Source organism: Streptomyces sp. MUM 203J (assembly GCF_022414595.1).
In the GTDB taxonomy this organism is placed as follows: domain Bacteria; phylum Actinomycetota; class Actinomycetes; order Streptomycetales; family Streptomycetaceae; genus Streptomyces.
This window is the reverse complement of the sequence record NZ_JADWYO010000062.1, coordinates 24,511-34,543: the sequence shown is the minus strand read 5'-3', so window position 1 is coordinate 34,543 and position 10,033 is coordinate 24,511. Positions and strand designations below refer to the sequence as shown.

Sequence of the window (10,033 nt, the reverse complement as noted above, 5' to 3'; positions counted from 1 at the left end):
TTTTCCGTTCCGTTTCCGGTTCGGATTCCGTTTCCGGTGGCCGTTGGAGGGCCTTTGCCTTTCGGCTGCCTTTCGGCGTTTCCGACTTTATCAGAGTTCCTGAGCCGGGATTTCCGTTCCCTCCGGATCGGCTCCTGACGCACTGAGCGTCGGGGCTTCCCCGCTGGGCGGAGCCGTAAACGTACTGGAGCGGGGCGCCCCGATGCAAATCGAGGTGCCCCGCTCCGGTGCGCGAGCTGGCGGAGCGTCAGACCTCGACCACCACAGGCAGGATCATCGGGCGCCGGCGGTAGTTGTCCGAGACCCACTTGCCGATGCTGCGCCGGATCAGCTGCTGGAGCTGGTGCGGCTCGACGACCCCGTCCTGGGCCGATCGGTTCAGGGCGTCCTGGATCTTCGGGATGACGTCGTCGAACGCTCCGTCATCGATACCGGATCCCCTGGCCTGGATGTGCGGGCCGCCGACGATCTTGCCGGTCGTCGAGTCGACCACGACGAAGACCGAGACGATGCCCTCCTCGCCCAGGATGCGGCGGTCCTTGAGGTGGACCTCGGTGACGTCGCCGACCGACAGGCCGTCCACGTACACGTATCCGGCCTGGACCTTGCCGGTGATCTTGGCCCGGCCGTCGACGAGGTCGACCACGACGCCGTCCTCCGCGATGACGATGCGGTCCATGGGGACGCCGGTGAGCGCGCCCAGCTCGGCGTTGGCACGCAGATGGCGCCACTCGCCGTGGACCGGCATGAGGTTGCGGGGCTTGCAGATGTTGTAGAAGTACAGCAGCTCGCCGGCCGAGGCGTGGCCGGAGACGTGCACCTTGGCGTTGCCCTTGTGGACGACGTTGGCGCCCCAGCGGGTCAGGCCGTTGATCACGCGGTAGACCGCGTTCTCGTTGCCGGGGATCAACGACGAGGCCAGGATGACCGTGTCGCCCTGGACGATGCGGATCTGGTGGTCGCGGTTGGCCATCCGGGACAGGGCCGCCATCGGCTCGCCCTGCGAGCCCGTACAGACCAGCACCACCTCGTGTTCCGGCAGGTCGTCGAGGGTCTTGACGTCGACGACCAGACCCGGCGGAACGCGCAGGTAGCCGAGGTCGCGGGCGATGCCCATGTTGCGGACCATCGAGCGGCCGACGAACGCGACCTTCCTGCCGTACTCGTACGCGGCGTCCAGGACCTGCTGGATCCGGTGGACGTGGCTGGCGAAGCTGGCCACGATGATCCGGCGGCGGGCGCCCGCGAAGACCGATCGCATCACGTTGGAGATGTCGCGCTCGTGCGGGGTGAAGCCGGGGACCTCGGCGTTCGTGGAGTCGCTCAGCAGCAGGTCGATGCCCTCTTCGCTGAGCCGTGCGAAGGCGTTCAGGTCCGTGAGGCGGCTGTCCAGCGGGAGCTGGTCCATCTTGAAGTCACCGGTGTGCACCACCAGGCCCGCCGGGGTGCGGATGGCGACGGCCAGCGCGTCCGGGATGGAGTGGTTGACCGCGATGAACTCGCAGTCGAAGGCGCCGAGCTGCTCCCGGTCGCCCTCCGCGACCTCCAGCGTGTACGGCCGGATGCGGTGTTCCTGGAGCTTCGCCTCGATCAGGCCGAGGGTCAGCTTGGAGCCGATCAGCGGAATGTCGGGCTTGAGGCGGAGCAGGTAGGGGACGCCGCCGATGTGGTCCTCGTGGCCGTGCGTGAGGACGATCGCCTCGATGTCGTCGAGCCGGTCCCGGAGAGTGGTGAAGTCCGGCAGGATCAGGTCGACGCCGGGCTGCTCCTCCTCGGGGAAGAGGACGCCGCAGTCGACGATGAGCAGGCGGCCGTCGTACTCGAAGACCGTCATGTTGCGGCCGATCTCGCCGAGGCCGCCGAGCGGGGTGACACGCAGGCCGCCCGGGGCCAGCTTGGGCGGGGCGCCGAGTTCGGGGTGCGGATGGCTCAAAAGTCTCTCCTCACCACACACGCCACGTGCCGCGGGGGCACGTGGCGCGCATGACTTCCTGGGGGTTCGTGGATGGTTGTGCATGTGCTGTTTCGCTGCGGTATTCAGTTGTGAAGTCGGTGGTCAGAGCTCGACGCCGCCCGCGGTGAGGTCGGCCCTGAGCTGGGCTGTCTGCTCCGCGGTCAGCTCCACGAGGGGCAGGCGCAGCGGTCCGGCGGGGAGGTCCTGGAGGGCGAGCGCGGCCTTGGTGGTGATGACGCCCTGGGTGCGGAACATGCCGGTGTAGACGGGCAGCAGCTTCTGGTGGATCTCGGTGGCCTTCTGGACGTCGCCGTTGAGATGGGCCTCCAGAAGAGCGCGCAGGTCGGGGGTGACGACATGGCCGACGACGGAGACGAAGCCGACGGCGCCGACCGAGAGCAGCGGCAGGTTGAGCATGTCGTCGCCGGAGTACCAGGCGAGACCGGAGCGGGCGATGGCCCAGCTGGCTCGGCCCAGGTCGCCCTTGGCGTCCTTGTTGGCGACGATCCGCGGGTGCTCCGCGAGCCGGACGATGGTCTCGGTGTCGATGGGGACACCGGTCCGCCCGGGGATGTCGTAGAGCATGACGGGCAGCTCGGTGGCGTCCGCGATGGCCGTGAAGTGCCGGTACAGGCCCTCCTGAGGGGGCTTGTTGTAGTACGGCGTGACGGCGAGCAGGCCGTGTGCGCCGGCGCGCTCGGCGGCGTGGGCCAGTTCGAGTGTGTGCCGGGTGTCGTTGGTGCCGATGCCGGCGACGACATGGGCACGGTCTCCCACTGCCTCCAGGACCGCCCGTACGAGCTGGTCTTTCTCCGCGTCGCTGGTGGTCGGGGACTCGCCGGTGGTGCCGTTGATGATCAGGCCGTCGTTGCCTGCGTCCACCAGGTGGCCGGCGAGCCGCTGTGCGCCGTCGAGGTCGAGCGCGCCGTCCGCCGTGAAGGGCGTGACCATAGCGGTGAGGACCCGTCCGAAGGGGGTCTGCGGAGTGGAGATCGGAGCCATGGGTAACACGCTACTCGCTGCTCAGCGCGCGGGGTCCCCTCGGGGACGTACGGAAGAGGAGCCCGGCACTGCCTGCTCGGGGGTTCAAGCAGTGCCGGGTCCGTATTGATCAGGCTAGATGAACTTCTCAGAAGACCGCAATGCGGACACTTCGGACGGTTGAACCGTACATCTGTGCCGGTTTGCGCTTGTGGGTCTGCACGGTTGTACCAGGTTGGTCACGTCACGGGGCGACACGGCCGTTGTCGTTGAACGCGGCGTACGTGAGCGGCATCAGCTTCGCCCACTGCGCCTCCATCTTCTCGCCCACCATCTCGATCTCCCGCTGCGGGAAGGACGGCACCCTGGCCAGCTCGTGCTGCGTGCGCAGGCCCAGGAAGTGCATCAGCGAGCGCGCGTTGCACGTGGCGTACATGGAGGAGTACAGGCCCACGGGGAGCACCGAGCGGGCCACCTCGCGGGCGATCCCGGCGGCCAGCATCTCCTGGTAGGCCTCGTACGCCCGGACGTAGGACTGCTCCATGGTGCGGGACGCCAGCTCGTGCTGCTCCCCGCTGCCCTCCACGAAGACGTACTTGCCTGGGCGGCCCTCCTGAACCAGCTTGCGCGAGGCGTCCGGGACGTAGAAGACGGGCTGGAGCTCCCGGTAGCGGCCGGACTCCTCGTTGTACGACCAGCCCACGCGGTGCCGCATGAACTCGCGGAACACGAAGATCGGGGCGCTGATGAAGAACGTCATCGAGTTGTGCTCGAAGGGGCTGCCGTGCCGGTCCCGCATCAGGTAGTTGATCAGACCCTTGGAGCGCTCCGGGTCCTTGGACAGCTCTTCCAGGGACTGCTCCCCGAGGGTGGAGACGCGGGCCGCCCAGAGCACGTCGGAGTCGCCGGCGCTGCTTCTGACCAGGTCGACGGTCACATCGCTGCGGAAGTCGGGCTTGGCGCTCTCAGCCGGGGTGGTGGGCACAGGGGTCCTTCCGAGGGGGCACGGTGTGGGTGGCGTCCACTCTAGCCACTCGCGGTTCGAGGTCCCTCGCCCACACTCCTCGGCGGACAAGGGCACCAAAACGCTCGTTCATGCGTCTGTATGGGTGAGAATCAGGAGCCACCCTTCCTTCACCCTTCGCAGAGGAGACCCACCCCATGTCCGGCCGGCGAGAAGCAGTCCCGTTCGCGTTCGTCGCGGAGCCCGACCGCTTCCGCAGTAACGTCACTCCTCCGCCGCGTCCGCGTCCGACCGTCGGACAGCTCGCCGGCCGTACATTGATCGGGCTGACTGTGGTGGCCGGTCTCGTGGGGTCGCTGCTGTTCGGGATGCCGGCGTTGCAGGCCGGCCCCGCGGCCGGGCACCCGCAGCAGTCCGAGGCCTCAGACGGCCGCTGACGCATACGGCCCCCTGCTGTGGCCGCGCGCGGAGGCGCTGGGTAGCCTCACCGGGCACAGCCCGAACGAGCGTGCGTAAGAGTGAAGGATCAGTCGTGCCCCTGCCCTTTCTGACGGCCGACCCTGCTTTCGAAGCGAACGGCGACGACCTGGCCCTGCCGTTCGACGATCACGACCAGTGGCGCCGCCCCTACCGCCCGGGGCCGTGGCGGGTCGCGACGGCCGCGCTGGCGCTGCTGGTCGCCGCGTTCATGCTGCTGGCCACCATGATGATCGCGCTGGCCGGGGACCTGCGGTCCGCCGGGGTGTGCGCGGGCGCCGCGGCCGTGGTCATCCTCGCGGCCCTGCGGATGCTGCGGGCGGGTACCTGGGTGAGCCGGACCGGCGTACGCCGGGTGCGGTTCCTCCGTACCGTCACGCTGCCGTGGGCGCGGGTCGCGTCCCTCCGGACGGTGCAGCAGCCGGTGCGGTGGCTGGGGCTGCCGCGGACGGTCCAGGGCCAGGCACTGGTCCTCACCCGGCAGGGCGGCGGTGAGCCGATGGCCTTGCTCACCGATCACAACGCGGACTTCCTCGCGCGCGTGGAGGCCTTCGACCGCGCGGCGGACGGCGTGGAGGCGTGGTACGCCGAGTACGGCACGCGCGCGTGACGTGACCCCGGGGACACCGGCCCCGGGGACACGTCGTGTCTCAGCCCCTGCCGTGCAGGGCGATGGCCCGCTGCATGGCCTTGCGGGCGCGTGGGGTGTCCCGGGCGTCGTGGTACGCGACGGCGAGGCGGAACCAGCAGCGCCAGTCGTCCGGGGTGTCCTCGGTCTCCGCGCGGCGTTTCGCGAAGACCTCGTCGGCCGAGTCGCGGTCGATCCGGCCGTCCGGGGTGCGCCGCAGTTCGTCGACGGGCAGGCCGCCCTCCGCCTCCAGCTCGGCCGCCAGGCGGTTGGCCCGGGTGACGAAGCGGGTGTTCTTCCACAGGAACCAGACCCCGATGCAGGGCAGCACCAGCGCCGACACCCCGAGGGTGACGGTGACCGCGGTGCCCTGCTGGATGAGGGCCACGCCTCGGCCGCCGACCAGGACGAAGTAGACCACCAGGAAGGCGGCCATGACGAAGTACGTGATCTTCGCGCCCATGCCGGTCAGCCGAGGTCGAGGAAGTGCTCCAGGCCGAAGGTGAGGCCCGGGGCGGTGACGACACGGCGGCAGCCGAGCAGGATGCCCGGCATGAAGCTGCTGTGATGGAGGGAGTCGTGGCGGACGGTGAGCGTCTCGCCCTCGCCGCCGAGCAGGACCTCCTGGTGGGCCAGCAGTCCGCGGAGCCGTACCGCGTGGACGGGGACACCGTCCACGTCGGCACCGCGCGCGCCCGGCAGAGCCGTGGCCGTGGCGTCTGGCTGGGGCGCACAGCCGGCCTCGGCGCGGGCGGCGGCGATGAGCTGGGCGGTGCGGGTGGCGGTGCCGGAGGGAGCGTCGACCTTCCTCGGGTGGTGCAGTTCCACGACCTCGACGGACTCGAAGTACGGGGCCGCGATCTGGGCGAACTTCATGGTCAGCACGGCGCCGATGGAGAAGTTCGGGGCGATCAGGACACCGGTCTGCGGGCTCGCGTCGAGCCATCCGCGCAGCCGCGTGAGGCGCTCGTCGGTCCAGCCGGTGGTACCGACGACGGCGTGGATGCCGTTGCGCACGCAGAAGCCGAGGTTGTCCATCACCGAGTCGGGCGTGGTCAGCTCGACGGCGACCTGGGCACCGCTCCCGGTGAGCGCCTCCAGGCCGTCGCCACGGCCCAGCGCCGCGACGAGTTCCATGTCGTCGGCGGCCTCGACGGCTCGTACGGCCTCGGAGCCGATGCGGCCCTTGGCGCCGAGGACGGCCACACGCAGCTTGCTCATGCTTGCTTCCTTACGGAGATGCGGATTGCGGCGGATCAGGCTGGTCAGGAGACGGCTTGTTCGAGGCGGTCCGCCTGCTTGTCCTTCAGCGGGCCGATCACTGCCAGCGAGGGCCGCTGGCCCAGCAGCTCCGCGGCGAGGCCGCGGACGTCGTCGGGGGTGACGGCGGCGATCCGGGCGAGCATGTCGTCGACGGACATCTGGTCGCCCCAGCACAGCTCGCTCTTGCCGATGCGGTTCATCAGGGCGCCGGTGTCCTCCAGGCCGAGGACGGTGGAGCCCTTGAGCTGGCCGATGGCCCGCCGGATCTCGTCGTCGGTGAGACCCTCGTGGGCGACCCGGTCGAGTTCGTCGCGGCAGATGCGGAGCACGTCGTGGACCTGGCTCGGGCGGCAGCCCGCGTACACGCCGAACAGGCCGCAGTCCGCGAAGCCCGAGGTGTACGAGTAGACGCTGTAGGCCAGGCCGCGTTTCTCGCGGACCTCCTGGAAGAGCCGGGAGGACATGCCGCCGCCGAGGGCGGTGTTCAGCACGCCGAGTGTCCAGCGCCGGTCGTCGGTGCGGGCGTAGCCGGGCATGCCGAGGACGACGTGGGCCTGTTCGGTCCTGCGGTTCAGCAGATCGACGCGGCCCGCCGCACGGATGGCGCGGTGGCCGTCGCGGGGGACGACCGGCACGGCGTCCGTGCGGGCGAGGGCGCCGGCCTTATCGAAGGCGCGGCGGACCAGGCGTACGACGGTGGCGTGGTCGATGTTGCCCGCGGCGGAGACGACCAGGTGGGTGGGGTCGTAGTGCTTCTTGTAGAAGCGGGCGACCTGGTCCCGGGTGAGGGCGTTGATGGTGTCGACGGTGCCGAGGACGGGGCGGCCCAGCGGGGTGTCCCCGAACATGGTCTTCGCGAAGAGGTCGTGGACGACGTCTCCGGGGTCGTCCTCGGTCATCGCGATCTCTTCGAGGATGACACCGCGTTCCGCGTCGACGTCCTCGTCGAGGATGAGCGAGCCGGTCAGCATGTCGCAGACCACGTCGATGGCGAGCGGCAGGTCGGTGTCCAGCACGCGCGCGTAGTAGCAGGTGTACTCCTTCGCCGTGAAGGCGTTCATCTCGCCGCCGACCGCGTCGATCGCGGCGGAGATGTCGAGGGCGCTGCGCCGGCGGGTGCCCTTGAAGAGGAGGTGCTCCAGGTAGTGGGTGGCGCCGTTGAGGGCGGGCGTCTCGTCCCGGGAGCCGACATGCGCCCAGATGCCGAAGGTGGCGGAGCGTACGGAGGGCAGGGTCTCGGTGACGACGCGGAGGCCCCCGGGGAGGGTGGTCCGCCGGACCGTGCCGATGCCGTCCTTGCCCTTGAGAAGCGTTTGGGTACGGGCGACGGCCCGCGCCTCCGAGGAGGTGCGGGCCGTCGGCCGGGAGGTGCGGGACGTCACTTGTCGGCGTCGTCCTTCTTGTCGGCCTCGGTGCCCTCGTCGTCCGCGAGGACGGGGATGAGGGAGAGCTTGCCGCGCTGGTCGATCTCCGCGATCTCGACCTGGACCTTGGCGCCGACCTGGAGCACGTCCTCGACGTTCTCCACACGCTTGCCGCCGGCCAGCTTGCGGATCTGCGAGATGTGCAGCAGGCCGTCCTTGCCGGGCAGGAGCGAGACGAACGCGCCGAAGGTGGTCGTCTTGACGACCGTGCCCAGGTAGCGCTCACCGACCTCCGGCATGGTCGGGTTGGCGATGCCGTTGATCGTGGCGCGGGCGGCCTCGGCGGACGGGCCGTCGGCGGCACCGATGTAGATGGTGCCGTCGTCCTCGATCGTGATCTCGGCGCCGGTGTCCTCCTGGATCTGGTTGATCATCTTGCCCTTGGGGCCGATGACCTCACCGATCTTGTCCACCGGGATCTTGACGGTGATGATCCGCGGGGCGTTCGGGGACATCTCGTCCGGGCGGTCGATCGCCTCCATCATCACGTCGAGGATGTGGAGACGGGCGTCGCGGGCCTGCTTGAGGGCCGCGGCCAGGACGGAGGCCGGGATGCCGTCCAGCTTCGTGTCGAGCTGGAGAGCGGTCACGAAGTCCTTCGTACCGGCGACCTTGAAGTCCATGTCGCCGAAGGCGTCCTCCGCACCGAGGATGTCGGTGAGGGTGACGTAGTGGGTCTTGCCCTCGATCTCCTGGGAGATCAGGCCCATGGCGATACCGGCGACCGGCGCCTTCAGCGGCACACCGGCGTTCAGCAGCGACATGGTGGAGGCGCAGACCGAGCCCATGGACGTCGAGCCGTTGGAGCCGAGGGCCTCGGACACCTGGCGGATCGCGTACGGGAACTCCTCGCGGGTCGGCAGGACCGGGACGAGGGCACGCTCCGCGAGGGCGCCGTGGCCGATCTCGCGGCGCTTCGGGGAGCCGACGCGGCCGGTCTCGCCGACGGAGAACGGCGGGAAGTTGTAGTTGTGCATGTAGCGCTTGCGGGTCACCGGGGAGAGGGTGTCCAGCATCTGCTCCATGCGGAGCATGTTCAGCGTGGTGACGCCGAGGATCTGGGTCTCGCCGCGCTCGAAGAGGGCGGAGCCGTGGACCCGCGGGATCGCCTCGACCTCGGCGGCCAGCGTGCGGATGTCGGTGAGGCCGCGGCCGTCGATGCGGACCTTGTCCTTGATGACGCGCTCGCGGACCAGGCTCTTGGTCAGGGAGCGGTAGGCGGCGGAGATCTCCTTCTCGCGGCCCTCGAACTGCGGGAGCAGCTTCTCGGCGGCGAGCGCCTTGACGCGGTCCAGCTCGGCCTCGCGGTCCTGCTTGCCGGCGATGGTGAGCGCCTGGCCCAGCTCCTGCTTGACGGCGGCGGTCAGCGCCTCCAGCACGTCGTCCTGGTACTCCAGGAAGACCGGGAACTCGGCGGTCGGCTTGGCGGCCTTGGCGGCGAGGTCCGACTGGGCCTTGCACAGGACCTTGATGAAGGGCTTCGCGGCCTCCAGGCCGGCGGCCACGATCTCCTCGGTGGGCGCCTCGGCACCGCCGTCGACCAGCTTGACGGTCTGGTCGGTGGCCTCGGCCTCGACCATCATGATCGCGACGTCGCCGTCCTCCAGGGCACGGCCGGCGACGACCATGTCGAAGACGGCGTCCTCAAGCTCGGTGTGGGTCGGGAACGCCACCCACTGACCGCGGATCAGCGCGACGCGGACGCCGCCGATCGGGCCCGAGAAGGGCAGGCCGGCGAGCTGGGTGGAGGCGGAGGCGGCGTTGATGGCGACCACGTCGTACAGGTGGTCGGGGTTCAGCGCCATGACCGTGGCGACGATCTGGATCTCGTTGCGCAGGCCCTTCTTGAAGGACGGGCGCAGCGGGCGGTCGATCAGGCGGCAGGTGAGGATCGCGTCCTCGGAGGGCCGCCCCTCGCGGCGGAAGAACGAGCCGGGGATCTTCCCGGCGGCGTACATCCGCTCCTCGACGTCCACCGTGAGGGGGAAGAAGTCGAGCTGGTCCTTGGGGTTCTTGGAGGCGGTGGTGGCCGACAGCACCATGGTGTCGTCGTCCAGGTACGCGACGGCGGAGCCGGCGGCCTGCTTGGCCAGGCGGCCCGTCTCGAAGCGGATGGTGCGGGTGCCGAAGGAGCCGTTGTCGATGACGGCCTCGGCGTAGTGGGTCTCGTTCTCCACTAGCGATATCTCCGTTACGTGGTGTCTACGTGTCGTCTTTGCGGCCGGGCGCCCGTCTGGCGGCGGCCGGGGCGGAGAGTCGCGCCTCGGGTGCGGGCCGGTCTTCGATCGAAGCACCCGGATGCACACATGAGCGGTGTTTCCCGGGGGCCACTACCGAGGACC

General features: G+C 69.7%; 9 protein-coding genes. 2 read left to right on the top strand and 7 right to left on the bottom strand.

Going from position 1 to position 10,033, the window contains the following annotated elements:
* Nucleotides 1-247: 247 nt before the first annotated feature.
* From I3F58_RS24410 to thyX, 3 genes are all read right to left on the bottom strand, one after another.
* Nucleotides 248-1,933, bottom strand: coding sequence for a ribonuclease J (locus I3F58_RS24410; protein WP_240110838.1), 1,686 nt, complete (start codon nucleotides 1,931-1,933; stop codon nucleotides 248-250).
* A 123-nt stretch (nucleotides 1,934-2,056) separates the two neighbouring features.
* Nucleotides 2,057-2,956, bottom strand: coding sequence for a 4-hydroxy-tetrahydrodipicolinate synthase (dapA, locus tag I3F58_RS24405; protein WP_240110837.1), 900 nt, complete (start codon nucleotides 2,954-2,956; stop codon nucleotides 2,057-2,059).
* 223 nt (nucleotides 2,957-3,179) lie between these two features.
* On the bottom strand, nucleotides 3,180-3,920 hold the full coding sequence (gene thyX / locus I3F58_RS24400) for an FAD-dependent thymidylate synthase (RefSeq protein ID WP_240110836.1): 741 nt from the start codon (nucleotides 3,918-3,920) through the stop codon (nucleotides 3,180-3,182).
* Between the two features lie 176 nt (nucleotides 3,921-4,096).
* Between thyX and I3F58_RS24395 the strand changes: the two genes are divergently transcribed.
* Both I3F58_RS24395 and I3F58_RS24390 read left to right on the top strand, forming a co-directional pair.
* On the top strand, nucleotides 4,097-4,336 hold the full coding sequence (locus tag I3F58_RS24395) for a hypothetical protein (protein ID WP_240110835.1): 240 nt from the start codon (nucleotides 4,097-4,099) through the stop codon (nucleotides 4,334-4,336).
* 95 nt (nucleotides 4,337-4,431) lie between these two features.
* Nucleotides 4,432-4,986 (top strand): PH domain-containing protein, encoded by a 555-nt coding sequence (locus tag I3F58_RS24390; RefSeq protein ID WP_240110834.1) that lies wholly within the window; start codon nucleotides 4,432-4,434, stop codon nucleotides 4,984-4,986.
* 40 nt (nucleotides 4,987-5,026) lie between these two features.
* Here the strand turns inward: I3F58_RS24390 and I3F58_RS24385 are convergent, their stop codons facing one another.
* From I3F58_RS24385 to I3F58_RS24370, 4 genes are read right to left on the bottom strand one after another with little or no spacing between them, the layout of a single operon-like run.
* A complete protein-coding gene (locus tag I3F58_RS24385) occupies nucleotides 5,027-5,467 on the bottom strand; it encodes a tetratricopeptide repeat protein (RefSeq protein ID WP_240110833.1) in 441 nt (146 codons plus the stop codon).
* A gap of 5 nt (nucleotides 5,468-5,472) precedes the next feature.
* Entirely contained in the window at nucleotides 5,473-6,225 is a 753-nt protein-coding gene (gene dapB / locus I3F58_RS24380) for a 4-hydroxy-tetrahydrodipicolinate reductase (protein WP_240110832.1), read from the bottom strand.
* A 44-nt stretch (nucleotides 6,226-6,269) separates the two neighbouring features.
* Nucleotides 6,270-7,649, bottom strand: coding sequence for a pitrilysin family protein (locus I3F58_RS24375; protein WP_240110831.1), 1,380 nt, complete (start codon nucleotides 7,647-7,649; stop codon nucleotides 6,270-6,272).
* Nucleotides 7,646-9,868 carry a polyribonucleotide nucleotidyltransferase gene (locus I3F58_RS24370; RefSeq protein WP_240110830.1) on the bottom strand — a complete coding sequence of 741 codons (2,223 nt, stop codon included), beginning with the start codon at nucleotides 9,866-9,868 and terminating at the stop codon, nucleotides 7,646-7,648. The genes I3F58_RS24375 and I3F58_RS24370 overlap by 4 nt, the downstream gene beginning before the upstream one ends.
* Nucleotides 9,869-10,033: the final 165 nt, after the last annotated feature.

What these genes read in the sequence shown, in the direction of transcription:
- dapB (WP_240110832.1), bottom strand. Translation starts at nt 6,225, where the DNA reads ATGAGCAAGCTGCGTGTGGCCGTCCTCGGCGCCAAGGGCCGCATCGGC.
- dapA (WP_240110837.1), bottom strand. Translation starts at nt 2,956, where the DNA reads ATGGCTCCGATCTCCACTCCGCAGACCCCCTTCGGACGGGTCCTCACC.
- I3F58_RS24385 (WP_240110833.1), bottom strand. Translation starts at nt 5,467, where the DNA reads ATGGGCGCGAAGATCACGTACTTCGTCATGGCCGCCTTCCTGGTGGTC.
- I3F58_RS24395 (WP_240110835.1), top strand. Translation starts at nt 4,097, where the DNA reads ATGTCCGGCCGGCGAGAAGCAGTCCCGTTCGCGTTCGTCGCGGAGCCC.